We start from the raw sequence: 26,586 nt of genomic DNA, 5'->3' as shown, positions 1-26,586 counted from the left end.
CGCAGGAATTAGCTGGCCGACATATCGGCCAATTGCTCGATGGCACTAGGTCGTGCGACGCCTTGCTCCAGCCGCCGGCGGATCGTATCAGCGCATTGCTCTGGGCTCAGAAGCGAAGTGTCGACTTCCAGATCGTACACGCCTGGGCGGTGCACCTCTTCCTGCCACAGACGCACAGGCAATGGCGCGGGATCGTCAGGCGAGGCGGTCACATATCCCTTGTCCGCCGCGCTGGCCGCACGCCTCTCCATGATGATTTCGATCGGGCAGCAAACGCCGACCAGCAGCACCGGCAGACCGACGAGACGGCGGGCGCAATCGACGAGGCAGTCGAGTGGTTTCGAATAGGCATCGTGATGACCGACATCCGCGACGACATTCAGCCCCAGTCGGCTATGAGCGGCTATCGATTCGTAGAGCGCGGCGTATAATTCGGGCACGACGCTTTCAAGGTCCGGGCACTCGCCGCCTGGCCGCAATCCTATCCCAGGCCGATAACGTGCCGGCGTAGCCTGCTCGTAAACGTCGACGCCGAGATTGATCCAGATGCCATCGAAGCTCTCCTGAATAGCCTTGGCGATGCTTGATTTTCCCGATCGCGGCGCACCGTTCAGGACGATGACCTGGCCGGCCATGTGTTCCTCGTGTTCCAATGAAAAAGCCCCGTTTCCGGGGCTTTTCGACTTTCGTAAAGCTCAGTTCTTTCGGGGCAGTTGCGGCACCAGGCTGCGCTTGCCGCCGTCCTTGCCCTTGGCTTCGGGCTTCGGCGCCAGCAGCTTCTTGGCCGCCGGCTTCTTCGCCACGGCCTTTCTGGGTTTCGGCGTTTCTTCCGGCTCTTCCTTTTTCGGCTTCACCGGCGCCTCGTCGGCGAGCGATTCGAGCTTCAGGCCGGTCTCCCCGGTTTCCTTCTTCTCGACGGTGACACGCACCGTGCCGCCCCTCTTGAGCTTGCCGAACAGCACCTCGTCGGCCAACGGCTTCTTGATGTGCTCCTGGATCACACGGCCAAGCGGCCGCGCTCCCATGCGCTCATCATAGCCCTTGTCGGCAAGCCAGGCGATCGCATCCGCCGACAGATCGAAGGTGACGCCACGCTCGGAAAGCTGGGCCTCCAACTGCATGACGAACTTCTGCACCACCTGATGGATAACCGGCACCGGCAGCGAGCCGAACGGGATGATCGCATCGAGACGGTTGCGGAACTCCGGCGTGAACAGCCGGTTGATCGCCTCGACATCGTCGCCTTCGCGCTTGGTCGAGCCGAAGCCGATCGCCGCGCGCTGCGCGTCCGACGCACCCGCATTGGTGGTCATGATCAGGATCACATTGCGGAAGTCGATCTGCTTGCCGTTGTGATCGGTCAGCTTGCCATGGTCCATAACCTGCAACAGAATGTTGAACAGGTCCGGATGCGCCTTCTCGACCTCATCGAGCAACAGCACGCAATGCGGATGCTGGTCGACGCCGTCGGTCAAAAGACCGCCCTGGTCGAAGCCGACATAGCCGGGAGGCGCGCCGATCAGCCGCGAGACGGTGTGGCGTTCCATATATTCCGACATGTCGAAGCGGATCAGCTCGACGCCCAGCGACGCGGCCAACTGCTTGGCCACTTCGGTCTTGCCGACGCCGGTCGGGCCGGAGAACAGGTAGGAGCCGATCGGCTTCTCCGGTTCGCGCAGACCGGCACGTGCCAGCTTGATCGCGGAGGTCAGCGCGGTGATCGCGGTGTCCTGGCCATAGACGACGCGCTTCAGCTCGATGTCGAGGCCTTGGAGCACCTTCTCGTCATCGGCCGAAACCGTCTTCGGCGGGATGCGGGCCATGGTGGCGATCGTCGCCTCGATCTCCTTGATGCCGATGGTCTTCTTGCGCTTGGCTTCCGGCACCAGCATCTGCGAGGCGCCGGTCTCGTCGATCACGTCGATCGCCTTGTCCGGCAGCTTGCGGTCGTTGATGTAGCGCGCCGACAGCTCCACCGAGGCCTTGATCGCCTCGTTGGTGAACTTCACCTTGTGGAATTCCTCATAATAAGGCTTGAGGCCCTTCATGATCTCGATGGCGTCCTCGATGGTCGGCTCGTTGACGTCGATCTTCTGGAAGCGCCGCACCAAGGCACGGTCCTTCTCGAAGAACTGGCGGAATTCCTTGTAGGTGGTCGAGCCGATGCAGCGGATCGCACCCGACGACAGCGCCGGCTTCAACAGGTTGGACGCATCCATGGCGCCGCCTGATGTAGCCCCTGCCCCGATGACCGTGTGGATCTCATCGATGAACAGCACGGCGCCAGGATAATCCTCAAGTTCCTTGACGACCTGCTTCAGCCGTTCCTCGAAATCGCCGCGATAGCGCGTGCCGGCGAGCAGCGTGCCCATGTCGAGCGCGAAGATGGTGGCATTGTGCAGCACTTCGGGAACGTCGCCCTCGACGATGCGCTTGGCCAGGCCCTCGGCGATCGCTGTCTTGCCGACCCCGGGATCACCGACATAGAGCGGGTTGTTCTTGGAGCGGCGGCACAGCACCTGGATGGTGCGGTTGATCTCGGACTCGCGGCCGATCAGCGGGTCGATCTTGCCGGCCTTGGCCTTGTTGTTGAGATTGACGCAATAAGCTGTTAGCGCGTCCTGCTGCTGCTTCTTCTTGCCGCCTTCCTCTTGCGGCTCGGCGCCGTTCTGGCCGCCCTGCTCGTCGTCAGCGCCGCGCGGCGAGCGTGTCTCCGACGCGCCCGGACGCTTGGCAATACCGTGCGAGATGTAGTTGACCGCATCGTAGCGGGTCATCTGCTGTTCCTGCAGGAAATAGGCGGCATGGCTCTCGCGCTCGGCGAAGATGGCAACGAGCACGTTGGCGCCCGACACTTCCTCGCGGCCAGACGACTGTACGTGGATCACCGCGCGCTGGATGACGCGCTGGAAACCGGCCGTCGGCTTGGAGTCCTCGTCGTAACCGGTGACAAGGTTGTCCAGCTCGGTGTCGATATAGGTGAGAACCGTATGCTTGAGCTCATCGAGATCGACATTGCAGGCGCGCATGACGGCGGCCGCCTCGGTGTCGTCGATGAGCGCGAGCAGCAGATGTTCTAGGGTTGCATATTCATGGTGCCGCTCATTGGCGAGCGTCAGCGCCTGGTGAAGCGCCTTTTCCAGGCCTTGGGAGAAAGCCGGCATGTTACCTCACTTCTTCTCCATCACGCATTGCAGCGGATGCTGATTCTGTCGGGCGAAATCCATGACCTGGGACACTTTGGTCTCGGCCACCTCGAATGTATAGACCCCGCACTCGCCCACTCCATGATTGTGAACATGAAGCATGATGCGTGTGGCGGCTTCGCGATCCTTCTGGAAAAAACGCTCCAGCACGTGAACCACGAACTCCATCGGAGTGTAGTCGTCGTTGAGGATGAGGACCCGATAAAGGCTGGGCTTCTTGGTCTTGGTTTTGGTGCGCGTGATGACGGCCGTCCCACGGCCGGCCCCATTGCCGTTACCGTCGCCGTCTTGCATCCGCACCACTCGTCTCGTGGCAGTCAAACCGATCGTCACGTATTCCTGCCTCTTTCGATTCCCCATGCGAGTTCGACATGTAGGTGTTCGATGTACGATTTTAAGCCCTTCTGGTTAGCTGACAATATGGCTAGGTCACCAAACTTGGACGATTTTCGCAATCGTGAAGGGGCGAGAGGCTCTGGAACGGAAATTGACACGAAAAAAGCCCGGCCGCGTTTCCACGGCCGGGCTTTTCTCGGGGTTCAAAGGCTCAATCTGAATCCCGTCAGGCGAAATTAGTCCGCCCGGGCGAAATTACTTCGCCTTGGCAACGATCGATTCGAATGGCTTGTAAGCTTCCTTGGCGAGTTCGGCATAGAGATCGCCAATTTTGGTGGCCTCGGCGACGAACGCCTCATAGGACTGCTTGGCGTAGTCCGACTGGATCTCGATCGCCTTTTCAAGCGACTTGGCTGAAAACAGCTTCTCCACAGTGGCGCTGCCGGTTTCAAAACTCTTCTTGGTGTATTCACCAGCCTCGGTGGCTATCGCCTGCGCGCCCTTGGAGAGCGACGCGAAGCTCTTCAATCCGGTGTCGGCGAACTCTTTGCCGTATTTGCTGAAGTCCTCATAGGTCTGGGTCATTTCACGATTCCCTTGACGGTTGAGACGTCCTTCTTCGGGGCGCCCTTGTGCAATGCAAGATAATATATTGTGCGCCGCACAAAAGTCAAGATTTCGCGGGCTTGCGGACCCGCCTGCGCAGCCAAAGGCTAAAAATCGAATAAAGAGAGCTTCAAGCCCGAAGAAAATGGTGAACGCGGCGGTTACCATAAACGGATTGGTAACGCTGCGCCGGTAGCTTGACCGGAAGCGAGGCAGGACCCTTTGCCGCCTCCAACGCAACGAAGAAATCCAAGGGAAGTACCAGTGCGTAAGGCGTTGTTGGGCATCGTTTCCAAATCCACCTCCCCTCTCAAAACGATGATGATCATCGCCTTGGCGATGACATTCGTTTTTGGCGACGTTGCCTCGTCGCTGGCGGCCAGGCAGGCGGCCATCGTCGTGGATGCCAAGACTGGCAAGGTGCTTTACTCCGCAGATGCCAATGGCAGGCGCTATCCGGCTTCGCTGACCAAGATGATGACGCTGTACCTGACCTTCGAAGCGATGGCGAAGGGCAAGATCAGCCGGAACACGCCAGTGGTGTTTTCCGCCAAGGCCTCCGCCGAGGCGCCGACGAAACTCGGCGTGAAGCCGGGCGGTTCGGTCACGGTCGAGACCGCGATCCTGTCGATCGTCACCAAGTCGGCGAATGACTCGGCCACCGCGCTCGGCGAAATGCTCGGCGGCAATGAAACCACCTTTGCCCGTATGATGACCGCCAAGGCGCGTGCGCTGGGCATGAACGGCACCGTGTTCCGCAACGCCAATGGCCTGCCCGACCCCGGCCAGTTCACCACCGCACGCGACATGGCGACGCTCGGCATCGCGCTGCGCGAGCATTTTCCCCAGTATTACGGCTATTTCTCGCAGCGCTCCTTTCTCTACGGGCGCCAGCGCATCAATGGCCACAACCGTCTGCTCGGACGCATCAAGGGCGTCGACGGCATCAAGACGGGCTACACCCGCGCTTCCGGCTTCAACCTCGTCTCGTCGGTTTCCGACGGCAATCGCCGCATCGTCGGCGTGGTCATGGGCGGCACCTCCGGCGGCAGCCGCGACAATCAGATGGCCAGCTTGATCAATACCTATCTGCCGAGGGCTTCGACGCGTGGCGGTGGCGACCTTGTGGCCAAGGCCGGCGGCAACAACCCGATCACAGCCCTTGCCAAGGTGCTGCTGCCCAAGCACGACGCGCCGACGCCGGACGACAAGCCGATGGTCGAAGACGATGCCGTGGCGTCCAACGACGATCCGACGGCCACCGACGCAGCGGCCGACGAGCAGACAACAGCTGCTGTCGAGGAGACAGCGCCCGTCGTCAAGACCAGGAAGGTCAAGACCGTGATAGTGTCGGCCCCCCAGGTCGCCACTGCCCAGGTCGTCGCTGCCTATGCCGAGCCAACGCCGACGGCCGTCGACCCGGTCAATACGGCGTCGGTGCCGTCGGGCTGGGCCATTCAGGTCGCCTCGTCGCCAAAGCAGTCCGAGGCACAGGCCTTCCTCGACAAGACCACCAAGCAGGCACCCAAGGTGCTGGCCGACGCGTCCGGCTTCACCGTCGCCTTCGACAAGGACGGCGTCACCTACTACCGCGCCCGCTTCGGCGGCTTTGGTTCGAAGACCGCGGCCTGGAAGGCCTGCACCGCTTTGAAGAAGAAGAACATCGAGTGCTACGCCGTCCAGCAGTAGGACGGCGTGGAAGTCATCTCCCGGAAAAGTTCTGCATCGAAGGAGACTAGTTGTGATTGGAGAGCAAGACGTCCTTGGCTTCGTTAATCCGCGCCGCCAGGAAAGACGTGCCGCCGATATCGGGGTGCAGGCGCTGCATCAGGCGGCGGTGCGCCTTGCGGACATCCGCCGCGGCGGCCCCCGCTTCAAGACCAAGGACCTTGTAGGCCTCCTCCTTAGTCATGGCGCCCGAACCTGGCGCAACACCCAGCCCTTCGCCACCGTCCGTCTCAGTGTTTTTGCGCCAGACGGGAAATCTGCCGTCAAGATACGTCTCTAGCAGCTGCCGGCTCTCCGGATCGCCGGAGAGTTCCCGGTAGAGATGCTGCAACTCCGTCAGCCCCATTGCACCAAGCATCTTGCCTTCGTGGCGGCCAGCCAGGATCAGTCCTTCGAGGCCGCCGGTATCGTGATCAAGCTCCATTTCCAATGCCGCTGTGCGTACCGTCGAACGTTTGCCCGGTGCCAGCCCGGCCGGCTGGCGTTTCATGCGCGTGGACCCATACCAGGCAATTGCCGCGGTGAGGATCATGCCGCCGATGCCTTCACGGCCGACCACAAGCACGGCGACGCCGACAACTGCCAGAAGAGCCGGCCCGAGCGTTCGCAGCGTGCCCGCCAGTTTCGCTGGCTCGGCGCGCAGAAAGATCGTCACCGCGCCGAGAAGCAGCAGAAGCAACGCGACAAAAGCGATGATTGCGCCCATTATTTTCCGCCGCCCCGCAGATGCTCGATCATCAGCCGGTCTTCCGGCCTGCCCCTGGCTTCGAGGGCCTTCAACCCGCCGGTCGCAAACACGGCGACGGCCGAAAGCAGTCCTGCCAGGGTCGCGGCAGCCTGCCGATCAAATCGGAACCATGCCCCTTTGGACAGCCGTGCAACCTCCTTGAACGCCTTTTCCGCGCTGGAATCATGGCCTTCCTGAAAGACGAAGACAGGAACGCCATGCAGGCCGAGGCTGCCGGCCTTTTCGGCCAGATCGTCGATATTCTCTTCCATCGCATCGCCGATATAGACCAGCGCATTGACCTTGGCGGCCGCCGTCTGTTTCAGCGCATGCGCCAGCACCTTGCCGATCTGGGTGTGGCCGCTGCGGCATTCGATCCGCGTCATCAGCTGCTTCAAGGCATTGGTGTCGCTCACGAAAGCGGACGAACGGCACTCGCCGAGACCGCGAAAATAAACCAGTTGCACGCTGAGGGTTCCGGCCTTGCCGACGGCGTCGAACATCTGGCCCTGCAGCGTGCAAGCCAGATCCCAGGTCGGCTGGCGGCTCATCGTCGCGTCGAGGGCAAGGATCAGCCTGCCCGAACCGGTCGCCGACGCGGCAAGCGTCCTCGCCTGACGAATGAAGGCGTCGATCTCGCCGGCGTTGGATTGAGGCTTGATCGGCGCAGGATTGGCCCTCGCGGGCACGGGCTGCTTCTTGTCGTTCATAAAAGCAAGATGTGGCGTTGTTACATCGCTTGCAAGCCCCACATCGGGTGGCACGAAGGGCCAGACGGTGATGCCACCTGGGGTCAGAGCAGGCCGAGATCGGCAAGCTCGCGCCTGAGTTTCGGCGGCATCTCGATCAGTCCGGCCTTGCCCTTGCCGAGATCGAGCGGCGCGTCCGCCGGTTTCAAATAGCGCCAGCCCTGAAAAGCCCGGCGCGGCTGCCAGTCGGTTCGAACAACCTCGGGGTCGAGAATCAGGCGACAGCGGCCGATGCCCTCACTGTCGGTGAACGGCCGGATCTCGGTGATCAGTTGGCGGCACTGCACATTGCCTTTGATCACCCAATAGAGCGAACCGCCATCGGTGACCTCGGCGCCGCGCGTCGGCATCATGCGGGTGGTGTGATACTGCTCGACCGGCTCACCGGCGCGCCGCCGCTCGTCGAGGCGGAAGGCGATCCACTCTTCGAGATCCTCGACGCTGTCGCAGCCGACACAGAGTTTTATGAGACTGAGAGACATCGCATAAGGTTAGTCCCGCACGCGGACGCGTCAACGACCGGATCGACTTCTCCACAGTGGCAGTTTAGGCCAGCCCTCAGCACTCCACGACATTGACGGCAAGCCCGCCAAGGCTGGTTTCCTTGTACTTCTCGTTCATGTCGAGGCCGGTCTGGCGCATGGTCTCGATCGCCGCGTCGAGTGGTACGAAATGGGTGCCGTCGCCCTTGATGGCCAATGATGCCGCCGTCACCGCCTTGACCGCACCCAGCGCATTGCGCTCGATGCATGGCACCTGAACCAGCCCGCCAACCGGATCGCAGGTCATGCCGAGATGATGTTCGAGCGCGATCTCGGCGGCATTCTCGACCTGCTCGGGCGTGCCGCCCATGACGGCGCACAGGCCGGCCGCCGCCATCGCCGACGCCGACCCGACCTCGCCCTGACAGCCGACCTCGGCGCCGGAGATCGAAGCATTGGTCTTGATGATGCCGCCGACGGCAGCAGCCGTCAGCAGGAAATCACGAATGCTCGGCTGGTCCGCCTCGGGATGGAAATGCAGCCAGTAGCGCAGCACCGCCGGCAGCGTGCCGGCCGCACCGTTAGTGGGCGCTGTGACGACCCGGCCACCGGCGGCGTTTTCCTCGTTCACCGCCATGGCGTAGATCGACAGCCAGTCATTGGCGAGCAGGGGATTGGGCTTGTTCTGCTGCCATTGCTCCTGCAGCTTGTCGTGCAGCATGCGGGCACGGCGGCGCACCTTCAACCCGCCCGGCATGATGCCGTCCTGAGACAGGCCTCGGTCGATGCAGCCTTTCATGGCGCTCCAGATGCCGTCGAGGCCGGCGTCGAGCTCCTCGCGCGTCATCTGCGTCTCCTCGTTGACGCGTTTCATGTCGGCGATGGAAAGGCCGCTTTTGCCGGCCATGGCCAGCATCTCGACCGCATTCTTGAACGGATAAGGCACTTTCTTGCCTTCTGTCGTTACCGATCCCTTGGCTTTCATCCGCTGCAGTTCTTCTTCCGAAACCACGAAGCCGCCGCCGATCGAATAATAGATGCGCTTGAGCAGCAGGCGGCCGCCGGAATCATAGGCGTAGAACGCCATGCCGTTGGCGTGGCCGGTGAGCGGCGTCTTGCGGTCCAGCACCAGGTCAGTGGCCGGATCGAAGCGATAGGCGGGATGGCCGGGCGGCGAAATGCGCTTTTCGGCGGCGATGCGGCTGGCAATGCCATCGGCTTGGTCGGGATCGACCGTCTGCGGCGTAAGGCCGGCAAGGCCGAGCATGACGGCGCGATCACTGCCGTGGCCGATGCCGGTGTAGGCGAGTGATCCGTGCAGGCTGGCGCCAAGCCGGTCGACCTTCACACCCGCCGGGCGCGGCCAGTCATTTCCCGCGACCTCGTCGAGAAACCGCGCAGCAGCAGTCATCGGCCCCATCGTATGAGAGCTCGACGGTCCGATGCCGATCTTGAACAGGTCGAAAACCGAAAGGAACACGCGGCGTAGTCTCCTGGAGTCAGGGCGAGGATTTATATATAGGAATTCCCACGATGTTTCCGCTCTTTTGGAAATCGCGGCGCTGCACCCGCCGACCTTGTTTGCTCCGGCAGCGACATTGGTACGATCGCTGTATGCGGACATCGAAGCGATCGCGCTGAATGTGATAAATTCAGGCCATGGGCGATTCCCTCGATCTTTCGACAGCCGATCTCGCGGCGCTGGCCTTCTTCCTCGTCGCGTGGCTGCTGCACACGTTTGCCTCCGACGGCAAGCTGGTCAGCCGCGTGTCGCTGACGACGGCGATGAATGCACAGCGGCAAGCCTGGATGCGGACCATGGCCGAGCGCGAGATCCGCATCGTCGACACCGCCATCATGAGCGGGCTGCAGCAAGGCACCGCCTTCTTCGCCTCCAGCTCGCTGATCGCCATCGGCGGCTGCTTTGCCCTGCTCGGTGCGTCCGACCGGGTTCTTGAAGTGCTCAGCGACTTGCCCCTGGGTGGCGCGCCGTCGCGCGCGGCCTTTCAGATAAAGGTGTTCGGACTGGTGCTGATCCTGGCGTTTTCGTTCTTCAAATTCGGCTGGGCATACCGGCTGTTCAACTATTGCACGATCTTGATCGGCGCCGTGCCGATCCCGCATGGCGAAGCCTCACGCAATCCGGTCACCGAAACGGCGGTGTGGCGGGCGGCACAGATGAACATGCTCGCCGGAAAGCACTTCAATTCCGGCCTGCGCGGCGTGTTCTTCTCGATCGGTTATCTTGGCTGGTTCGTCGACCCGATGGTGTTCGTGTTGTCGACGCTGTTGCTGCTGGCCGTGCTGGTGCGGCGCCAGTTCTTCTCGGCCGCCAGGCAGGCGGTGATCGGTCAGCCGCCCGGAAAAGGCTGATCGATCCGGCCTGACAGCCAGTAGGCAAAAAGCCCGATCCATTCGCGGATGGCCATGCTGGTGGCCTGCAGCGAATCGGCTGGATTGTCGCGGAACAGGCCAATGCCTTCTTTGCCCGAGGTGCGATAGTCGACCGGCCAGGGAACCGTCGCAAAGCCGGCCTTGTCGAACAGCGCCTTGGCGCGCGGCATATGGAAGGCCGAGGTGACCAGCAGCCAGGTCTCACCGGGCTTCGGCGTTACCAGCTCCTTGGTGAAGACCGCGTTCTCATAGGTGTTGCGGGACTTGTTCTCCAGGATCAGACGATCGGCGGCCACGCCAAGCGCGGTGAGCAGGCGCGGCGCGGTTGCCGCATCGCCCTCGCCATCAAGAAACAACGCGCCGGTGCCGCCGGACACGACCACCTTGGCGGTGGGAAAGCGCCGGGCGAGAATCGCGGTCTCGACCATCCGATCGCCGCTGCTGTTCAACTCATAGCCGCCGCGCACCAGATTGATGGCGCCCTCGAAACCGCCGCCGAGCACGATGATGCCGTCGACTTTTTCCGGCAGCGGCGGGCGCGCGAAGCGCTCTTCGAGCGGATTGAGCATCATGGCGCCGAGCGACGTCCAGGCTGACAGCGCAAGGACCAGAAATGCCAGCACGCTACCGGTGGCCGCCAGCCGCCGGCGGCCGATCATGGCTGAGAGCAGTCCCGCCAGCAGCAGGAAGATCGCCAGGTTGAGCGGCTGGATGAAGAACCAGAAAATCTTGGAAAGGTAGAAGAACATTGGCTGCCTATCGTCGGCTCGAATTCTCACGACCGATGAAGTGCTCAACGGCACTCGTCACAGCCTCGGCCTCGGGCCGACTCAACTCCCTGCCGAAAACAAGGACGCCGTTGGTGTTGGTCAACCTGATGACTTCCGACAGACCCGCTTCATCCGTTGGATAGGTATGGTCGAGGATTTCGGCCTCAAGGTGCCCTTTCAAAGGCAATGACGAACGATTTCGCAAAAACCCCCTGACGTCGCGCACGGCTGCGGCGTTGGTTAGCCGCAGGGTTTCCTTGCCGAATACCAGCCAGATGAAATCCTTGCCGAGGAAATAGGTGAAGAGGGCAATGATCGCCGTGAACGACAGCAGTCCGAGAGTGCCGCTGGCGACGGTTGCGGGCGACGTGTCGGTCAATCCCATGTAGCCGGTGTAGGCAACGATCCCGGCCCCAATCAGGGCGAAGGCCGTCCTGAAATCCGACGTGCGTGGTGGGTTGGTTATCAGCAGTTCGTCTCCCGTCTCGACGATGAAAATGCGAGACGGGGGCGGCATGCTACCACCACTTCTCCGGCTGGAATGTGCCCGCGGCCTGCTCGATGACGGCAGCGGTCTGGAACAGGGTTTCCTCATCGAACGGCCGGCCGATCAGTTGCAGGCCGAGCGGCAGGCCCTTGGCGTCGAGCCCAGCGGGCACGGCAATGCCCGGCAGGCCGGCCATGTTCACGGTGACCGTGAAGATGTCATTCAGGTACATCTTGACCGGATCGGCAGCCATGTCCTCGTCGGCGATGCCGAAGGCGGCGGACGGCGTTGCCGGGGTCAGGATGACGTCGACGCCGGCGGCGAAGACAGTCTCGAAATCCCGCTTGATCAGATTGCGCACCTTCTGCGCCTGCAGATAGTAGGCGTCATAGTAGCCGGCCGACAGCACATAGGTGCCGATCATGATGCGGCGCTTGACCTCGCGGCCGAAACCGGCGGCACGGGTCTTCTCATACATGTCGACGATATCCTTGCCCGGCACGCGCAATCCGTAACGGACGCCATCGTAGCGGGCGAGGTTGGACGAAGCCTCGGCCGGCGCCACGATATAGTAGGCCGGCAGCGCATATTTGGTATGCGGCAGGGAAATGTCGACGATCTCGGCGCCGGCGTCCTTCAGCCAGGCAATGCCCTTCTGCCACAGCGCCTCGATCTCCTCGGGCATGCCGTCGACGCGGTACTCCCTGGGAATGCCTACCTTCATGCCCTTGATCGGCTTGCCGATCACCGCCTCATAATCCGGCACCGGCCGGTCGACCGACGTCGTGTCCTTCGGATCGACGGAGGCCATCGACTTCAGCAGGATCGCGGCGTCGCGCACGTCCCGCGCGATCGGTCCGGCCTGATCGAGCGACGAGGCGAAGGCGACGATGCCCCAGCGCGAGCAGCGGCCATAGGTCGGCTTGATGCCGACCGTGCCGGTGAAGGCGGCCGGCTGGCGGATCGAACCGCCAGTATCCGTCGCGGTCGCGCCGGCACACAGGAAGGCGGAGACTGCGGTTGCCGAACCGCCGGAAGAACCGCCCGGCACCAGCTGCGCATTGTCCAGGCTGCGCGCGGTCCTTGTGCCACCGGCCGAGACGAAGCCGCCGTCGCCTTGATGCGTCGTCGGCATCACCACCGTGTCGAGGCGCGAACGCCGCCACGGATTGATGACCGGCCCATAATAGGACGTCTCGTTGGACGAGCCCATGGCGAACTCGTCCATGTTGAGCTTGCCCAGCATGACCGCGCCGTCGGCCCACAGATTTGACGTAACGGTCGATTCGTAGCGCGGCTTGAACCCGTCGAGCACATGGCTGCAGGCCTGCGTATGGACGCCTTCGGTGCCGAACAGGTCCTTGATCCCGAGCGGGATGCCTTCCAGCGCACCGCCCTCGCCCTTGACCAGCCTTGCGTCGGACGCCTTGGCCATGTCGCGCGCCTTGTCGCCGGTCACAGCGACATAGGCATTGAGCGCAGGATTGGCGCGATCGATGGCCGAGAGGTAGGCCTCGGTGATCTCGGTCGCGGTGATTTCCTTGCCACGCAGCTTGGCGCGGGCCTGTGAAATCGTCAGCTGGGTCAGGTCGCTCATCAAAGGCTCTTTTCGTAAAACACCGACCACTCGGAATCGGGATAATCCAGCACCGGGCCGCAGCGCGAGAACCCAGCACGTTCATAGACGGTCCACGCCGCGGGATGACGATCGCCTGTCTCCAGCACCAAGCGCTTCAGCCCCTCATTTCGCGCCAGCGCCTCGACCCGCTCTACGATGCTAGCGCCAATCTTGCGGCCGCGATGCGAAGGCCGCGTGTACATGCGCTTGACCTCGCCGATGGCGCCATCATGGCGCTTCAGCGCGCCGCAGCCGATGGCCATGCCATTGTCGCGGGCGATGAAAACGGTCGTATCCACACCGGCCATCTGCTCGACCGTCAAATGGTAGCAATGCTCCGGCGGCGTCAGTTCGAGCAAGGTCGCGTTGAGTTCCTCGACCAGACCGCGCACATCGTCCTGCAGTGGCGTTTCAATGGCGATCTCGATTGCCATCGGCCGGCTACTCCACGACCTTCGGCACGAGGAAGAAATTCTCTTCGGTCGCCGGCGCGTTGGCGACGATGTCGCCTGCCTTGCCGCCGTCGGTGACGACATCCCTGCGCTTCTTCATCTCCATCGGCGTCACTGAGGTCATCGGTTCGACGCCGGAAACATCGACCTCGTTCAGCTGTTCGACGAAGCCCAGAATGGCGTTCAGCTCGCCGGTCATCCGGTCGGCATCTTCTTCGCTCACCGCGATACGGGCGAGATGCGCGACGCGCTTCACTGTCTGAAGATCTACGGACATGTTTTTGCCTCGGGGAAAACCAGCTCGGGCTATAGCGGCGCCGCGCGCGCTGCGCAACATGCATCGTGCGGCAGGCCGTGTGGCGGCCCGGCTCTTCGGTCAGCGGTCTACAGGGTGCTGTCTATGGCAGGGCAACGCCTTCGCATAGATAGTAGCTGCCGCTGTTGCCGCTTGCTTCGCTTTCGTCGTCGACGGGCCGGACCGACACGAGATCGATCTGCTTCGCGTTCATTTGCGTCACCGAGAGGACATCCGGGAAGACATAGCCCGGTTCCTGGCAGATGGCCGTCACCGCCCAGCTCGGCGAAGCCGTCGCCTTGCTGATTTGCAGAAACTCGCAATTGTATTCGACGCTCTGCAGGCCGTGCGGCGAAAGCACGATGTTGCCGGCGTCGATCAGCGTTTGCAGCGTGTCCTTTTTGGCCCGTTTGCAAAGCTCTTCGGACTGCAAGTAGACGCCTTCGATGAAATCATCCGCGGCGAGCGCGGGCGACGCCGCGACCAGCATCGATACACAAAGAGATTGCCTCAAAGCCATGGTTTTATTCCACTTTAGCTACGCCTAGATCCTAATCGTCTCACCGATGCCAGGCAATGCCACCTTTACGCCGGACCCTTCCATACCGGCCTCGAACTTGTCGGCGGTCGGGTCGATCATCGGAAACGTGCCGAAGTGACAGGGAACCACGGTGTCGAACTTGAAGAAGCGGCGGCAGGCAAGTGCCGCCACCGCGCCGCCCATGGTGAAGCGGTCGCCGATCGGCACCAGGCCAATCTTCGGCTCATGCAACTCGTTGATCAGCGCCATGTCGGAGAAGATGTCGGTGTCGCCCATGTGATAGAGCGTTTTGTCTTCCGGGAAATGCAGGACGAGGCCGCCCGGATTGCCGAGATAGGTGTTCTGGCCGCCCTCGCCCGGGAACGAGGACGAGTGCAGCGCCTGAACGAAAGTGGTGGTGAAGCCGCCGCAATCGACGGTGCCGCCGATGTTGCCGGGGTTGATCTTCTTGTCGCTGGCGCCCTTGCCGACCAGATACATGCAGATCTCGAAATTGGCGACCAGTTGGGCGCCGCTTTTGCCGAGCACTTCCAGTGCGCCGCTGATGTGGTCGCTGTGGCCATGCGTCAGGAGAACATGCGTGATCCCCTCGGCTGGGCCCTCCCAGCCACCCGTCCAGGACGGATTGCCGATCAGATAGGGATCGACAAGGATCTTGGCATCAGCGGTCTCGATGCGAAAGGCCGAGTGGCCGTACCAGGTCAGTTTCATGAATGCATTCCTCGATTTTTGGCTTGCCAAAGGATAGAACGCCGATGGCCCCGAGATCAAAGGGTTACTTGTCCGCCACGCGTTTGACAAAACACCTGGTGGTGAAAGGCGAAGGACGGCCGGTGGGGATTATCACGATCGAGGAATTGCCGGCGCGGCTAACCGGCGGCAAGACGCTGGCGGGGCTTGACCTCGGCGACAAGACGATCGGCGTCGCGGTCTCGGACCAGAGGTTTTCCTTCGCCCATCCGCGTCCGGTCATCATGCGAAGGAAATTCTCGCTCGATGCGGCGGTGCTGCTCGCCTTGCTGCGGAAAGAGAATGCCGGCGCGGTGGTGATTGGGCTGCCGATCAACATGGACGGCTCGGAAGGTCCGCGTGCGCAGAAATCGCGCGCCTTCGTCCGCAACATGGCACAGATGAGCGACCTGCCGTTCGTGCTCTGGGATGAAAGACTATCGACGGTCGCGGCCGAAAGGACGCTGATCGAGATGGATTTCTCGCGCCGCAAGCGCGCCGGCAAGATCGATTCGGCGGCAGCCGCGTTTATTCTGCAGGGAGTTTTGGACCGGCTTCAGTCGCTCCACGCATCCGCTCGAACGGAACCCTACCCGCCGAGCGCTGTCTGACCCAGCCGGCGATTGCGCGGCGACGGCGGAAGGCCCAAAGCGCCATCAGCAGAAACCCGTCGAAGACACACGTCTTCGCCACCATGCCGGGGATGATCGCCGGGTCGATGCCGAGCATCTGACCATACAGCTGGAAGAAGAAGTCGTGCATCTGTCGGCTGAGCATCGTGTAGCCGAAATTGATGTCATTGGCCGACAGATAGAACCAGCCCCAGAAAATCGCCATCGGCGCCGCCCAGAATCCGAAGATGTAGCGCATCAGCGGCCTCCCCTGGGATGGGAGCCGGTCTTGGACACCGTTCGGCCTGATATAAGTGAAAGCAGTGAATTGTGGGCTGCGGCTTTTGCCATGCCGTGCGCGATGGCATGGATCTCGCCTTCGCCCGAAGCCGCTGTCGCAACCACGGATCGCCGTTCGGCAAGGATGGCGACATAGGACGCCAGAAGTGCTGTCAGCTGCACGGCGACAGCCATGAACAGCCCGTTGATGCCTTGTGCGGCGCCACCGATGATGATCAGCGACAACACGCCGGACGCGCAGATGAAGGCCATGCGGGCAACGCTGTCGGCGCCCGCGCTGGTCGCGTCGTTGACCAGGGCTTCGACAAAGGCCCAGAAAAACAGAACCGCGACGACAAGCAATGCGGTGGCTAGCGGCGCCACGACAACGAAATTGTCGAGGTCGATGAAGCGGGTACCCTCGATTGTGGCACCCAGCACGCCGAGCGCCGCCGCCACACCACGGTTTCCGTCGATGCAGATGAGCGCAAGCAGGGCGAAAACGATCGCCCAGTGCAAGGCCAGAAAAGAGGTCAGTACCTGTCGCATCGGTGTTCCTGCTTCGCCAAGCAAGGGACGGCCAATTTGAACCATCCATGCTTTCGCCGGGACAGTGGGCTTTGCCGCCCGCCGCCGCAACGGAAACCATTTGTTAAGGTTAACAGCGATTAGCCATACGCGTGAGGGTACCCCACCAACGCCTCAAAACTGTGGATGGCGCCGGTTTTTGCGACGATCGCGGCTCAATTCACCGGCGGATAGAGCGTGTCGATGATCATGCGCGCATCGTGGCGCGAATCGAGCATGCCATAGGTGTTGCGCCACTGACCGGCCAATCGCGTCTCGACGAAAGCGTCGGCGATCCGCCCTGCCCCCAGCCGGCGCAACTCCGCTGCCGCAGCCGACAGTGCCAGTTGCTCGGTCAGCAGCCGGGCCGAACCTTCGTCGGTTGAAGCGACCTGCATCGCCGCCTTCAGAACGCCGATCGTGCCGCGTCCGCCGGCGCCAAGATCACGGTCGATGCCGGCCAGCACATCTTCGAACAGGCCGGGCGCGCGGCCAAGAACGCGCAGCACGTCGAGCGCCATGACATTGCCCGAGCCTTCCCAGATCGCGTTGACCGGCGCCTCGCGATAGTAGCGGGCGAGTGGCGCCTCCTCGACATAGCCATTGCCGCCGAGGCACTCCATCGCCTCATAGAGCAGCGGGGGGGCGGTCTTGCAGACCCAGTATTTGACGACCGGCGTCATGGCGCGGGCAAACGCCGCCTCGCCGCGATCGCTGGCCGCCTCGTCGAAGGAGCGCGCCAGCCGGAACGACAGCGCGGTGGCGGCGGCGACATCGAGCGCCATGTCGGCCAGCACGCGCTGCATCAACGGCTGCTCGATCAGGGTTGAACCGAACACCTGACGATGGCGGGCGTGATGAACGGCCTCGGCGAGGCCCGCGCGCATGATCGCCGACGAGGCGATGGCACAATCGAGCCGGGTCAGGGTGACCATGTCCATGATCGTCTTCACACCGGCACCGGGCTCGCCGACCATCTCGCCGATGGCATTGACGAATTCGACTTCGGAGGATGCGTTGGATCGGTTGCCGAGCTTGTCCTTCAGCCGCTGGAAGCGGAAACCGTTGCCCGAGCCGTCACCGAGAACGCGCGGCACGAGGAAGCACGACAGCCCCTCCGGCGCCTGCGCCAGCACCAGGAAGGCATCCGACATCGGCGCCGACATGAACCATTTGTGCCCGGTCAACCGATAAAAACCGCTGCCGGCGCGTTCCGCCCTCGTCACATTGGCGCGCACATCGGTGCCGCCTTGTTTCTCCGTCATGCCCATGCCGAGCGTCAGCCCCGTCTTCTCGACGGGCGGCTTCTGGCTCTGGTCGTATTTGCGCGTCGTCACGCGCGGCGCCCATTCGCGAAACAGCTTTGGGCTGGCCATCAGGGCGGCGAGCGAAGCGTTGGTCATGGTGATGGGGCACAGATGCCCTGTCTCGAGCTCAGCCGTCAGATAAAACCGGGCGGCACGGACCTGATGGCGGCGGCCGATCTCGGTGTCGCCGTTCTCCCACACCGAGGAATGCAGCCCGTTGGCCACCGAGCGGCGCATCAAGGCGTGATAGGCGGGATGGAACTCGACCACGTCGATGCGCCGTCCCTGGCGATCATGGGTCCTCAGCTTCGGGGTCTCGACATTGGCGAGGCGCGCCAGTTCCTGCGCCTCCTGCGTCAGCACGAAACGGCCGAGACCGTCGAGTTCCTTGCGCACCGGATCGGAAAAACGCTCCGCGAGCTGGATCAGCAACGGATCGCCCCGCCAGGCGTTGCCGCCCGTCAGCGGCGGCGGCTGGTTCGTCACGTCGTCGGTCACGCCCAATCCTTCTATCGTCAGGAAGCCACGAATCCGAGGCTGTCGGCTAGATATAGCCAAGCCATGCAGCGCGCGCGACGAAAATACCGGCCGATGTAATCGACCATCTACGCGAAAAAATAGAGGAGAACGGCTCCAATGCAAAGCTGGCGCTTGCAGCCGCAAGGTCTCCACCCTATAGCAGCGCCTTGAGATGACCGACGCTTCGTCCCTGCCACTCTACCCTCACCGCCATCTTCTGGGCATCCGCGATCTTTCGCCCGCCGACATCGAGCTGTTGCTCGACAGGGCGGATCGAGCGGTCGCCATCTCGCGGCAGTCAGAGAAAAAAACCTCGACGCTGCGCGGCCGCACCCAGATCAACCTCTTCTATGAAGCATCGACGCGCACGCAGTCGTCGTTCGAGTTGGCCGGAAAGCGGCTTGGCGCCGATGTCATGAACATGTCGGTTGCGAGTTCCTCGGTGAAGAAGGGCGAAACGCTCATCGACACGGCGATGACGCTGAACGCCATGCGCCCCGACATTCTGATCATCCGCCACCAATCGGCCGGTGCGGCCGCGCTTCTGGCGCAGAAGGTCGGTTGCTCCGTGGTCAATGCCGGCGACGGCGCGCATGAACACCCGACACAGGCGCTGCTCGATGCGCTGACCATCCGCCGCGCCAAGGGTCCGCTGTTGAAGCTCATCGTGGCTATCTGCGGCGACATCCTGCATTCGCGCGTGGCGCGTTCCAACATCATGCTGCTCAACGCGCTCGGCGCGCAGGTGCGCGTCGTCGCGCCGTCGACGCTGCTGCCCACCGGCATCGAGAAGATGGGCGTCATCGTCACCCGATCGATGGCCGAGGGCCTCAAGGACGCCGACGTGGTGATGATGCTGCGCCTGCAGCGCGAGCGGATGGAAGGCGCCTTCGTGCCGTCGGTGCGCGAATATTTCCGCTATTTCGGCCTCGATGCCGAGAAACTGAAGGCAGCCAAGGACGACGCGCTGGTGATGCATCCCGGGCCGATGAACCGCGGCGTCGAGATCGCCTCGGAAATCGCTGACGGTCCGCAAAGCGTCATCCAAGAACAGGTCGAGATGGGCGTCGCCGTGCGCATGGCGGTCATGGAAGCGCTGCTCGACCCCCGTCGCAATCAAGAGGGCCGCAACCATGAGGGCCGCGGCGCATGAGCATAACGGTTTTTGGGCGCGCCCGCATCGTCGACCCTTCGCGCGGCATCGATGAAGTCGGCGCCGTCATCATCGATGGCCGCGAGATCGTTGCCGCCGGCAAGGCAGCGCTAAACCAGGGCGCCCCCGAGGGCGCAACCGTCATCGACTGCGCCGGTAAGGCGATCATTCCAGGCCTGATCGATGGCCGCGTCTTCATCGGCGAACCGGGCGGCGAGCATCGCGAGACTATCGCGTCGGCAAGTGTTGCGGCGGCGGCCGGCGGCGTCACCTCTATCGTCATGATGCCCGATACCGATCCGGTGATCGACAATGTGGCACTGGTCGAATTCGTGCTGCGCACCGCCAAGGACACGGCAAGCGTCAACGTCTTTCCAGCCGCGGCGATCACCAAGGGCCTCGACGGGCGCGAAATGACCGAGTTCGGCCTGCTGCGCGAAGCCGGCGCTGTCGCCTTCACCGACGGCCGCCACACCATATCGAGTGCACTGGTGATGCGCCGCGCGCTGACCTATGCGCGCGACTTCGGCGCCACCATCGTGCACGAGACGCAGGATGCGGACCTCGGTTCATCCGGCGTGATGAACGAGGGGCTCTACGCAAGCTGGCTCGGCCTTTCCGGCATTCCGCGTGAAGCCGAATCCATCCCGCTGGAACGCGATCTGGCCTTGGCGCGGCTGACGCGCGGTTCGTACCACGCGGCAAAGATCTCGACGGCGATGGCGGCAAACGCCGTCACGCGTGCGAAGGCCGATGGCGCGGCCGTCACATCGGGCGTGGCGATCCACAATCTGTCGCTCAATGAAAACGACGTCGGCGAATACCGCACCTTTTTCCGCCTGACGCCGCCTTTGCGCGCCGAGGAAGATCGGCTGGCGATGATAGAGGCGGTCAGGGACGGCACGATCGACATCATTGTCTCCTCGCACGATCCGCAGGACGTCGACACCAAGCGCCTGCCCTTCGCCGATGCGGCGGCTGGCGCCATCGGGTTGGAGACGCTGCTGGGCGCCGCATTGCGGCTCTACCACAATGGCGACGTGCCGTTGCTCCGGCTGATCGAGACCTTGTCCACCGCTCCCGCAAAACTGTTCGGACTGCCCGGCGGCACGCTGAAGCCCGGCGCTGTCGCCGATCTTGCCCTTGTCGACCTCGACGAACCCTGGATCGTCAGCGAAAGCGGCATTCGTTCGCGCTCGAAAAACACCTGTTTCGAAGGCGCGCGGCTGCAAGGCAAGGTCTTGCAAACGCTGGTTGCGGGCCGCACAGTGTTCTCCGAGCCGGCCACCGCGCATCGCGCCTGACCCGGCCCGTCAGGGGGAATGCGGGGGGAAACAATGACTTACAGCCTCATCCCAGCGCTCGTGTTTGGCTATCTCCTGGGCTCGATTCCTTTCGGACTCCTGCTCACCCGCGCCGCCGGCCTTGGCGATGTGCGCAAGATCGGCTCCGGCAATATCGGCGCCACCAATGTTCTGCGAACCGGCAACAAGGGCCTTGCCGCAGCGACGCTGCTGCTCGATGCGCTGAAGGGCACGGCCGCCGTGCTGATAGCAGGCCATTTCGCGCCTGACCTGGCGATCTGGGCCGGTCTCGGCGCCTTTCTCGGCCATCTCTTCCCGGTCTGGCTCGGGTTCAAGGGCGGCAAGGGCGTCGCAACCTATCTCGGCGTACTGATCGGCCTTGCGTGGCAGGTGGCGCTGATCTTCGCCGTCGTCTGGCTGGTGATGGCTTTCCTGTTCCGGTATTCCTCGCTGGCGGCGCTGACGGCAGCCGTCATCGTGCCGATCGCTATCTATGTCCTTAGCACGCCGCAGATTGCTGCCCTGTTCGTGGTGATGAGCATCATCGTTTTCCTCAAACACAGGGAAAATATCTCACGCCTGCTTGCCGGCACCGAGGGCAAGATCGGAGCCAAGGGATGAGCGAGCGCGCCACCGAGGTGAGCGATCGCGCCACCGCGGTGAGCGAGCCGGCCGCCGGGCCGCGCCTCAGCGACCGGCAGCGGCTGAGCTGGCTTCGGCTGATCCGCACCCAGAATGTCGGCCCCGCTTCCTTTCGCGACCTAATCAACCGCTTCGGGTCGGCCGAGGTGGCGCTGGAAATGCTGCCGGAACTGATGATCTCGGGCGGCGCCCGCCGGATCGCCCGCATCCCTTCGGTCGCCGAAGCCGAGGCCGAATTGGAGACCGCCCGAAAAGCCCGTGCGCGCTTCGTCGGTATCGGCGAACCCGACTATCCGCCGCTCTTGCGCAACATGGACCATCCCCCGCCACTGCTGGCGGTCAAGGGCAATGCCGCTGTCTTCCGACTGCCAGGGGTCGCTATTGTCGGCGCCCGCAACGCATCGCTGGCCGGCATCAAGATGGCGCGTATGCTGGCCGCCGATCTTGGCCGCGACGGCTACGCAATCGTCTCCGGGCTGGCGCGCGGCATCGACACAGCGGCGCATCAGGGCAGTCTGGCGACCGGCACCATCGGCGTCCTGGCCGGCGGCCTCGACCTGCCCTACCCGCCTGAAAATGCCGGCCTGTGCGAGGAAATTGCCGAGCGCGGCGCCATCGTTTCGGAAATGCCCTTCGGCTGGCAGCCGCGCGCCCAGGATTTCCCGCGCCGCAACCGTCTTGTCGCGGGTGCGGCCCTTGGGCTGGTGGTGATCGAGGCAGCGCAACGCTCTGGATCACTGATCAGCGCCAGGCTTGCCGGCGAAATGGGCCGGCTGGTCTTCGCCGTACCGGGCTCACCGCTCGATCCACGTGCCGCCGGCACCAACGGACTGCTCAAGGATGGCGCCACCCTGGTCACCGAGGCCTCTGACATTTCGCGGGCTATCGCCCCGCTGACCGGCATGCGGGCGCCCGACGTGCCTCCATTCGAAGAGCCGCCCGACTTCTTGGCCACGCCACCGCCCGGCGAAAGCGACCGCACCCGCGTCATCGAGGCGCTCGGCCCAACGCCAGTGTCGGTCGACGAGATCATCCGCCATACCGGCCTGCACCCGGCCCAGGTCTTCATGGTGCTGCTGGAACTCGACCTCGCCGGCCGCATCGAGCGCCATGCGGGCGGACATGTTTCATTGGTGTTTGGGGAGCCTTCCGTCTGACGCTGTTCGCATTTCGCGCCGCCGAACTGCTTCGAGAAGCTCGGCGAGGATAGCCTTTTCAGCCGGTCTTCCGCTTTGCCGCGCCTGCGCTCATCCGTTCGCCGCCAAGACCGGTAGGCGATTGTGGGCAAAGATCTCAGATCCCGACGCGAAGGCCTCAAGCGGCGGTTTGCTCTTGCCACTCGCGTTCGTTGGCGGCAATCTTCGCCCAAGGAGCCGCTATCGGTTGGATGCTGGCGTCCCAGGATTTCGCCATGACACGCGATCAGATGCTCGCCCACCTTCGATCCGCCGACGCGGTCGCGCGCGAGGCGGCGGCGCATGGGCATCATCCGTTCGGTTGCGTTCTGGTCGGGCCGGACGGCCGCGTGCTGATGCGGCAGGGCAATCTCGACACGGTGCGCCATGCCGAGACGGAGCTCGCCCGACGCGCGGCGGCTGCCTACGAGCCGGAGTTCCTGTGGCAATGCACGCTGGTCTCAACCTTCGAGCCGTGCGCCATGTGCGCCGGCACGATGTATTGGGCCAATATCGGGCGGCTGGTTTACGGGGTCGAAGAGACCGAGCTCCTGGCGCTCACCGGGGATCACGCGGACAATCCGACGATGAGCCTCTCTTCGCGCACCGTCCTCGACTCCGGCCAGAAAAAGATCGAGGTCTTTGGCCCCTTCCCAGAAATTGCCGACGAGATGCTCGCACCGCACCGCGATTTCTGGAAGCGCTGATGGTTTCGAGCCAGCCGATAAATGGCAGCAGTGACTGTCGGATCGGTCGGAGCCTCACTACCGCTGCCGTTTAACAAAATCAAAGACTTACAGAATCGACGATCCCAAGTCCGAGGATCTTGTCGTGTCGTTGCCCGTGGCGAGATCTTTAAGAAGTCGCACGGGCCGCGAAAAGTCGCACAATGATGCTTTTCCCAAAAGACTAAAAAGCCCTAAGCCGCTGATATTTAACGTTAAAGATGTGGTGAGCGCGTCGGGGTTCGAACCCGAGACCTACTGATTAAAAGTCAGTTGCTCTACCGGCTGAGCTACGCGCTCCCGCGGGCGAAAGGCGGCCCTCGAAATTGCGCGGAACATAGGGAGAGTGCCTCGACCGGTCAACCGGAAAAAGAGGGCTCGCAACCACGGGGGCTTCGCCCTGTTGTGATACTTGCCCGCCGCGCCGCCGGTGGGAGAACTGCCAAGGAAAACTGCCATTTCTTCCCGACAGCGGCATCCAGTCTGGGGAACAATTGTATGCGCCGCTCGTTTTCTCGGCACAGGGACGTCCGCCAACCATCGAGGAGAAGACCAATGAACAGAATCACAACGAGCCTGCTGGCGGCCACACTCTCCGTCACATTCGTTGCGGCGGAGGCGGTGTCGGTTAACGCCCAACCGAACTATGTGCCGCAGCCCCAGGTCGCGGTGCCGGATGTTCAGACAGTCCAGTACCGGGAGTGGCGCAAGGACCGCTACAATCGCAATTTTTCGCGTGACCGCAGTTTTTCCCGCAATCGCGGAGCGTATTGGAACGGCCATCGCGGCTATCGAGAATATCGCCGCGGCTATCGCCGCCATGGCGATTATTGGTTCCCGCTGGCGGCGTTCGCGACTGGCGCCCTGATCACCGGCGCGATCATCAACAACGAAAACAACCGCGTCTACGGAGGCAACTCGCATGTGCAGTGGTGCTACGACCACTATCGCAGCTACCGCGCTTCGGACAACACGTTCCAGCCGAATTACGGCCCTCGCAAGGAGTGCCGTTCGCCTTACTGATCCATAGTGTGAGTGCTGAGTAAAAAGCCCGCGTCGGAAACAGCGCGGGCTTTTCTATCGCGGAAGGTCGTTGTCAGATCGCCCAGCTGAAGCTCTTAAAAATCAAATACAGCGCTCCACCCTCACCACGCGGTGAACGGTACGCCCCAAGAGCATCGCAAATTCGAGCCATCGCTCCAGTCAATTCCCAGCCCAGCGCTTCCAGGTCATTGTCGGCGTCGGTCACGTAGGCCTGCGTCAACTCATCTATGCTGTTCTTCTCGCCGAAGGAGCGAACCAGCTTGGCGTCGCTGAGAAGCTCGCCGGGCAAATTCGAATTTGACCAAGCCCACAGCCAGTTGCTGGCCTTGGCGCTCGTAGAGCCCGCAATTTGGATTTCGGTGACGATCTTGACGCCTCCTTATCCGAGAAAAGGAGCTTTCCGGCCGTAAGGTCATAATCATAACGCGACCAGCTGCCGAGGTGGAAATCTTTGTTCAAGCGTGCATTCTTGGCATTCAGCTGTTCGATAGCCTCCTCGCGCCACGCAGGATACCAGTCTGGTTTCAATCCCTCGCCCCCATTATTTACCACCTGTTGGCTGCTTATTGCACGCTCAGCGTCCTTCGCACAGCATCGCGCCAACCAGCGAGCTTAGCTGCGCGCTTTAGGGCATCCATGTCAGGCTGGAAGCGCCGTTCGAGTGCCCAGCTTTTCGCGAACTTTTTGGCATCCGGCCACACACCTGCCTTCGAGCCAGCCAGCCAGGCGGCACCGAGCGCCGTCGTCTCCAGAATGGTCGGGCGGTCGACCGGCGCATCGAGGATGTCGGCCAGACGCTGCATGGTCCAGTCCGACGCCACCATGCCGCCGTCGACCCGCAGCACGGTCTTGGCCGAAGCGCTCTTCCAGTCCTTGCGCATGGCGTCGAGCAGGTCACGCGTCTGGTAGGCGACGGCTTCCAGGGCGGCGCGGGCAAACTCCGCCGGACCGGAATTGCGGGTCAGCCCGAAAATGGCGCCACGTGCCTCGGCATCCCAGTGCGGTGCGCCGAGCCCGACGAAGGCCGGCACCAGATAAACGTTTTGGGTCGGATCGGCTTCATCAGCCAGTTTGCCGCTCTGCTCGGCCTTGCCGATCACCTTGATGCCATCGCGCAGCCATTGCACGGCAGCACCGGCAATGAAGATCGAACCTTCCAGCGCATAGGTCGTCTTGCCGTTCAGCCGGTAGGCGATGGTGGTCAAGAGCCGGTTCTTCGAACGCACCAGGTCGCTGCCGGTGTTCAGCAGTGCAAAACAGCCGGTGCCATAGGTCGATTTCATCATGCCCGGCTCAAAACAGGCCTGGCCAATGGTCGCCGCATGCTGGTCGCCGGCAACGCCGAGGATCATTATCTCTGCGCCAAAAAGATTTTTCTCCGTGATTCCATAGTCATCGGCGCAATCTTTTACCTCAGGGAGCATCTTTGCCGGGATGTTGAGAATCGACAGCAGCTCGTCGTCCCAGGCATTGTCAGCGATGTTATAGACCAACGTGCGCGAGGCGTTGGTGGCGTCCGTGGCGTGAACCTTGCCGCCGGTCAGGCGCCAGATCAAAAAGCTATCGATGGTGCCGGCAAGCAGTTCGCCCTTCTCGGCGCGTTTTCTCGCGCCTTTCACCTTGTCGAGCATCCAGGCGATCTTGGTGCCGGAGAAATAGGGATCGAGCAACAGCCCGGTCTTGCGGGTGAACTTCTTCTCCAACCCCTGCTTCTTGAGTTTCTGGCACAGCGGCGCGGTGCGCCGGTCCTGCCAGACAATGGCATTGTGGATCGGCTTGCCGGTCGCCCTGTCCCAGATGACGACGGTTTCGCGCTGGTTGGTGATGCCGAGCGCGGCGACATCTGAGGCATTCCGGCCGGCGTTCTTCAGCGCCGCCTTCACGGTCGTCACCACGCTCGCCCAGATATCCTCGGGATCGTGCTCGACCCAGCCGGAGGCCGGATAGTGCTGGGTGAATTCCTTCTGCCCGCTGCCGGCAACCTTCATATCGCCGTCGAACAGGATCGCCCGGGTCGATGTCGTGCCCTGGTCGATGGCAAGGATGTATCCGGTCATTCTGCCTCCCCGCTTAGTCTTTTACACAAACAGGGGAGACGGCAAGATGCCGCCTCCCCCTATTCTCATGATGCGGGCGCGAA

At 62.7% G+C, this 26,586-nt stretch carries 29 protein-coding genes and 1 tRNA gene; 9 read left to right on the top strand and 21 right to left on the bottom strand.

The window, feature by feature from the left end:
• Window positions 1–8: 8 nt before the first annotated feature.
• The 4 genes from LB558_RS20500 to LB558_RS20485 form a co-directional block, all read right to left on the bottom strand.
• Window positions 9–635, bottom strand: coding sequence for a chloramphenicol phosphotransferase CPT family protein (locus LB558_RS20500; protein WP_224699193.1), 627 nt, complete (start codon window positions 633–635; stop codon window positions 9–11).
• 60 nt (window positions 636–695) lie between these two features.
• Complete coding sequence (gene clpA / locus LB558_RS20495) at window positions 696–3,164, bottom strand: ATP-dependent Clp protease ATP-binding subunit ClpA (protein WP_224699192.1); 2,469 nt, start codon at window positions 3,162–3,164, stop codon at window positions 696–698.
• A gap of 6 nt (window positions 3,165–3,170) precedes the next feature.
• A complete protein-coding gene (gene clpS, locus LB558_RS20490; protein WP_023812950.1) occupies window positions 3,171–3,500 on the bottom strand; it encodes an ATP-dependent Clp protease adapter ClpS in 330 nt (109 codons plus the stop codon).
• Between the two features lie 297 nt (window positions 3,501–3,797).
• Complete coding sequence (locus tag LB558_RS20485) at window positions 3,798–4,127, bottom strand: phasin family protein (protein ID WP_013531776.1); 330 nt, start codon at window positions 4,125–4,127, stop codon at window positions 3,798–3,800.
• Between the two features lie 285 nt (window positions 4,128–4,412).
• Between LB558_RS20485 and LB558_RS20480 the strand changes: the two genes are divergently transcribed.
• Complete coding sequence (locus LB558_RS20480; protein ID WP_224699191.1) at window positions 4,413–5,837, top strand: SPOR domain-containing protein; 1,425 nt, start codon at window positions 4,413–4,415, stop codon at window positions 5,835–5,837.
• A 46-nt stretch (window positions 5,838–5,883) separates the two neighbouring features.
• Here the strand turns inward: LB558_RS20480 and LB558_RS20475 are convergent, their stop codons facing one another.
• The 4 genes from LB558_RS20475 to LB558_RS20460 form a co-directional block, all read right to left on the bottom strand.
• Window positions 5,884–6,582: a DnaJ domain-containing protein gene (locus LB558_RS20475; protein ID WP_224699190.1), complete on the bottom strand. Its 699-nt coding sequence runs from the start codon at window positions 6,580–6,582 to the stop codon at window positions 5,884–5,886.
• Window positions 6,582–7,313, bottom strand: a complete 732-nt coding sequence (locus LB558_RS20470) for a VWA domain-containing protein (protein WP_224699189.1) — start codon at window positions 7,311–7,313, stop codon at window positions 6,582–6,584. Before LB558_RS20470 ends, LB558_RS20475 begins: the two co-directional genes overlap by 1 nt.
• An 83-nt stretch (window positions 7,314–7,396) precedes the next feature.
• Complete coding sequence (locus LB558_RS20465; protein WP_224699188.1) at window positions 7,397–7,834, bottom strand: DUF1489 family protein; 438 nt, start codon at window positions 7,832–7,834, stop codon at window positions 7,397–7,399.
• A gap of 76 nt (window positions 7,835–7,910) precedes the next feature.
• Complete coding sequence (locus LB558_RS20460) at window positions 7,911–9,314, bottom strand: L-serine ammonia-lyase (protein ID WP_224699187.1); 1,404 nt, start codon at window positions 9,312–9,314, stop codon at window positions 7,911–7,913.
• Window positions 9,315–9,493: 179 nt separating this feature from the next.
• On the opposite strand from LB558_RS20460, the gene LB558_RS20455 reads away from it, so the two are divergent.
• On the top strand, window positions 9,494–10,207 hold the full coding sequence (locus LB558_RS20455) for a DUF599 domain-containing protein (RefSeq protein ID WP_013531782.1): 714 nt from the start codon (window positions 9,494–9,496) through the stop codon (window positions 10,205–10,207).
• On the opposite strand, the gene LB558_RS20450 is transcribed toward LB558_RS20455, so the two are convergent.
• The 7 genes from LB558_RS20450 to LB558_RS20420 all read right to left on the bottom strand — a co-directional run bounded on the left by LB558_RS20450 (window position 10,186) and on the right by LB558_RS20420 (window position 15,102).
• Window positions 10,186–10,977 (bottom strand): YdcF family protein, encoded by a 792-nt coding sequence (locus LB558_RS20450; protein ID WP_224699186.1) that lies wholly within the window; start codon window positions 10,975–10,977, stop codon window positions 10,186–10,188. The genes LB558_RS20455 and LB558_RS20450 overlap by 22 nt on opposite strands.
• A 7-nt stretch (window positions 10,978–10,984) precedes the next feature.
• On the bottom strand, window positions 10,985–11,515 hold the full coding sequence (locus LB558_RS20445; protein ID WP_224699185.1) for a hypothetical protein: 531 nt from the start codon (window positions 11,513–11,515) through the stop codon (window positions 10,985–10,987).
• 1 nt (window position 11,516) lies between these two features.
• Window positions 11,517–13,082, bottom strand: coding sequence for an amidase (locus LB558_RS20440; protein ID WP_109669089.1), 1,566 nt, complete (start codon window positions 13,080–13,082; stop codon window positions 11,517–11,519).
• The gene (locus LB558_RS20435; RefSeq protein ID WP_224699184.1) at window positions 13,082–13,537 is read right to left on the bottom strand and encodes a GNAT family N-acetyltransferase; all 456 of its coding nucleotides are present in this window, start codon (window positions 13,535–13,537) and stop codon (window positions 13,082–13,084) included. Before LB558_RS20435 ends, LB558_RS20440 begins: the two co-directional genes overlap by 1 nt.
• A gap of 7 nt (window positions 13,538–13,544) precedes the next feature.
• A complete protein-coding gene (gene gatC, locus LB558_RS20430; protein WP_224699183.1) occupies window positions 13,545–13,832 on the bottom strand; it encodes an Asp-tRNA(Asn)/Glu-tRNA(Gln) amidotransferase subunit GatC in 288 nt (95 codons plus the stop codon).
• Window positions 13,833–13,953: 121 nt separating this feature from the next.
• Window positions 13,954–14,370, bottom strand: coding sequence for a hypothetical protein (locus LB558_RS20425; RefSeq protein ID WP_224699182.1), 417 nt, complete (start codon window positions 14,368–14,370; stop codon window positions 13,954–13,956).
• A gap of 24 nt (window positions 14,371–14,394) precedes the next feature.
• Window positions 14,395–15,102: a metal-dependent hydrolase gene (locus tag LB558_RS20420; protein WP_224699181.1), complete on the bottom strand. Its 708-nt coding sequence runs from the start codon at window positions 15,100–15,102 to the stop codon at window positions 14,395–14,397.
• A gap of 122 nt (window positions 15,103–15,224) precedes the next feature.
• Here LB558_RS20420 and ruvX point away from each other — a divergent pair, with 122 nt between their 5' ends.
• Window positions 15,225–15,731, top strand: coding sequence for a Holliday junction resolvase RuvX (gene ruvX / locus LB558_RS20415; protein WP_224699180.1), 507 nt, complete (start codon window positions 15,225–15,227; stop codon window positions 15,729–15,731).
• Here ruvX and LB558_RS20410 read toward each other — a convergent pair.
• The 3 genes from LB558_RS20410 to LB558_RS20400 all read right to left on the bottom strand — a co-directional run bounded on the left by LB558_RS20410 (window position 15,649) and on the right by LB558_RS20400 (window position 18,382).
• Window positions 15,649–15,990, bottom strand: a complete 342-nt coding sequence (locus LB558_RS20410) for a DUF6105 family protein (protein WP_224699179.1) — start codon at window positions 15,988–15,990, stop codon at window positions 15,649–15,651. The two genes, ruvX and LB558_RS20410, sit on opposite strands and share 83 nt — an antisense overlap.
• A complete protein-coding gene (locus tag LB558_RS20405; RefSeq protein ID WP_224699178.1) occupies window positions 15,990–16,559 on the bottom strand; it encodes a hypothetical protein in 570 nt (189 codons plus the stop codon). Before LB558_RS20405 ends, LB558_RS20410 begins: the two co-directional genes overlap by 1 nt.
• Before the next feature lie 194 nt (window positions 16,560–16,753).
• A complete protein-coding gene (locus LB558_RS20400; RefSeq protein WP_224699177.1) occupies window positions 16,754–18,382 on the bottom strand; it encodes a DNA alkylation response protein in 1,629 nt (542 codons plus the stop codon).
• 193 nt (window positions 18,383–18,575) lie between these two features.
• Here LB558_RS20400 and LB558_RS20395 point away from each other — a divergent pair, with 193 nt between their 5' ends.
• The 5 genes from LB558_RS20395 to LB558_RS20375 all read left to right on the top strand — a co-directional run bounded on the left by LB558_RS20395 (window position 18,576) and on the right by LB558_RS20375 (window position 23,384).
• Complete coding sequence (locus LB558_RS20395) at window positions 18,576–19,556, top strand: aspartate carbamoyltransferase catalytic subunit (protein WP_224699176.1); 981 nt, start codon at window positions 18,576–18,578, stop codon at window positions 19,554–19,556.
• Window positions 19,553–20,860, top strand: coding sequence for a dihydroorotase (locus LB558_RS20390; protein ID WP_224699175.1), 1,308 nt, complete (start codon window positions 19,553–19,555; stop codon window positions 20,858–20,860). The genes LB558_RS20395 and LB558_RS20390 overlap by 4 nt, the downstream gene beginning before the upstream one ends.
• Window positions 20,861–20,893: 33 nt before the next feature.
• Window positions 20,894–21,481 (top strand): glycerol-3-phosphate 1-O-acyltransferase PlsY, encoded by a 588-nt coding sequence (gene plsY, locus LB558_RS20385; RefSeq protein WP_224699174.1) that lies wholly within the window; start codon window positions 20,894–20,896, stop codon window positions 21,479–21,481.
• A 38-nt stretch (window positions 21,482–21,519) separates the two neighbouring features.
• The gene (gene dprA, locus LB558_RS20380) at window positions 21,520–22,659 is read left to right on the top strand and encodes a DNA-processing protein DprA (RefSeq protein ID WP_224699283.1); all 1,140 of its coding nucleotides are present in this window, start codon (window positions 21,520–21,522) and stop codon (window positions 22,657–22,659) included.
• Between the two features lie 254 nt (window positions 22,660–22,913).
• Entirely contained in the window at window positions 22,914–23,384 is a 471-nt protein-coding gene (locus tag LB558_RS20375; RefSeq protein ID WP_224699173.1) for a nucleoside deaminase, read from the top strand.
• A 242-nt stretch (window positions 23,385–23,626) separates the two neighbouring features.
• On the opposite strand, the gene LB558_RS20370 is transcribed toward LB558_RS20375, so the two are convergent.
• Window positions 23,627–23,702: transfer RNA gene (locus tag LB558_RS20370), tRNA-Lys, on the bottom strand.
• A 255-nt stretch (window positions 23,703–23,957) separates the two neighbouring features.
• On the opposite strand from LB558_RS20370, the gene LB558_RS20365 reads away from it, so the two are divergent.
• The gene (locus LB558_RS20365; protein ID WP_224699172.1) at window positions 23,958–24,425 is read left to right on the top strand and encodes a BA14K family protein; all 468 of its coding nucleotides are present in this window, start codon (window positions 23,958–23,960) and stop codon (window positions 24,423–24,425) included.
• 73 nt (window positions 24,426–24,498) lie between these two features.
• Here the strand turns inward: LB558_RS20365 and LB558_RS20360 are convergent, their stop codons facing one another.
• Both LB558_RS20360 and glpK read right to left on the bottom strand, forming a co-directional pair.
• On the bottom strand, window positions 24,499–24,795 hold the full coding sequence (locus LB558_RS20360; RefSeq protein ID WP_412033485.1) for a DUF6882 domain-containing protein: 297 nt from the start codon (window positions 24,793–24,795) through the stop codon (window positions 24,499–24,501).
• A gap of 214 nt (window positions 24,796–25,009) precedes the next feature.
• Window positions 25,010–26,503, bottom strand: a complete 1,494-nt coding sequence (glpK, locus tag LB558_RS20355) for a glycerol kinase GlpK (RefSeq protein ID WP_224699170.1) — start codon at window positions 26,501–26,503, stop codon at window positions 25,010–25,012.
• Window positions 26,504–26,586 lie beyond the last annotated feature (83 nt).

The organism is Mesorhizobium sp. CO1-1-8 (assembly GCF_020164875.1).
Classification (GTDB): domain Bacteria; phylum Pseudomonadota; class Alphaproteobacteria; order Rhizobiales; family Rhizobiaceae; genus Mesorhizobium.
Note: the sequence above shows the minus strand (reverse complement) of the source record. Positions and strands in the feature narration are given on the sequence as shown.

Bases quoted from the DNA above. Each gene is read 5' to 3' on its own strand.
- LB558_RS20500 (WP_224699193.1), bottom strand. From the start codon at position 635: ATGGCCGGCCAGGTCATCGTCCTGAACGGTGCGCCGCGATCGGGAAAA.
- clpA (WP_224699192.1), bottom strand. From the start codon at position 3,164: ATGCCGGCTTTCTCCCAAGGCCTGGAAAAGGCGCTTCACCAGGCGCTG.
- clpS (WP_023812950.1), bottom strand. From the start codon at position 3,500: ATGCAAGACGGCGACGGTAACGGCAATGGGGCCGGCCGTGGGACGGCC.
- LB558_RS20485 (WP_013531776.1), bottom strand. From the start codon at position 4,127: ATGACCCAGACCTATGAGGACTTCAGCAAATACGGCAAAGAGTTCGCC.
- LB558_RS20475 (WP_224699190.1), bottom strand. From the start codon at position 6,582: ATGGGCGCAATCATCGCTTTTGTCGCGTTGCTTCTGCTGCTTCTCGGC.
- LB558_RS20470 (WP_224699189.1), bottom strand. From the start codon at position 7,313: ATGAACGACAAGAAGCAGCCCGTGCCCGCGAGGGCCAATCCTGCGCCG.
- LB558_RS20465 (WP_224699188.1), bottom strand. From the start codon at position 7,834: ATGTCTCTCAGTCTCATAAAACTCTGTGTCGGCTGCGACAGCGTCGAG.
- LB558_RS20455 (WP_013531782.1), top strand. From the start codon at position 9,494: ATGGGCGATTCCCTCGATCTTTCGACAGCCGATCTCGCGGCGCTGGCC.
- LB558_RS20450 (WP_224699186.1), bottom strand. From the start codon at position 10,977: ATGTTCTTCTACCTTTCCAAGATTTTCTGGTTCTTCATCCAGCCGCTC.
- LB558_RS20445 (WP_224699185.1), bottom strand. From the start codon at position 11,515: ATGCCGCCCCCGTCTCGCATTTTCATCGTCGAGACGGGAGACGAACTG.
- LB558_RS20440 (WP_109669089.1), bottom strand. From the start codon at position 13,082: ATGAGCGACCTGACCCAGCTGACGATTTCACAGGCCCGCGCCAAGCTG.
- LB558_RS20435 (WP_224699184.1), bottom strand. From the start codon at position 13,537: ATGGCAATCGAGATCGCCATTGAAACGCCACTGCAGGACGATGTGCGC.
- gatC (WP_224699183.1), bottom strand. From the start codon at position 13,832: ATGTCCGTAGATCTTCAGACAGTGAAGCGCGTCGCGCATCTCGCCCGT.
- LB558_RS20425 (WP_224699182.1), bottom strand. From the start codon at position 14,370: ATGGCTTTGAGGCAATCTCTTTGTGTATCGATGCTGGTCGCGGCGTCG.
- LB558_RS20420 (WP_224699181.1), bottom strand. From the start codon at position 15,102: ATGAAACTGACCTGGTACGGCCACTCGGCCTTTCGCATCGAGACCGCT.
- LB558_RS20410 (WP_224699179.1), bottom strand. From the start codon at position 15,990: ATGCGCTACATCTTCGGATTCTGGGCGGCGCCGATGGCGATTTTCTGG.
- LB558_RS20405 (WP_224699178.1), bottom strand. From the start codon at position 16,559: ATGCGACAGGTACTGACCTCTTTTCTGGCCTTGCACTGGGCGATCGTT.
- LB558_RS20395 (WP_224699176.1), top strand. From the start codon at position 18,576: ATGACCGACGCTTCGTCCCTGCCACTCTACCCTCACCGCCATCTTCTG.
- LB558_RS20390 (WP_224699175.1), top strand. From the start codon at position 19,553: ATGAGCATAACGGTTTTTGGGCGCGCCCGCATCGTCGACCCTTCGCGC.
- plsY (WP_224699174.1), top strand. From the start codon at position 20,894: ATGACTTACAGCCTCATCCCAGCGCTCGTGTTTGGCTATCTCCTGGGC.
- LB558_RS20375 (WP_224699173.1), top strand. From the start codon at position 22,914: ATGACACGCGATCAGATGCTCGCCCACCTTCGATCCGCCGACGCGGTC.
- LB558_RS20365 (WP_224699172.1), top strand. From the start codon at position 23,958: ATGAACAGAATCACAACGAGCCTGCTGGCGGCCACACTCTCCGTCACA.
- glpK (WP_224699170.1), bottom strand. From the start codon at position 26,503: ATGACCGGATACATCCTTGCCATCGACCAGGGCACGACATCGACCCGG.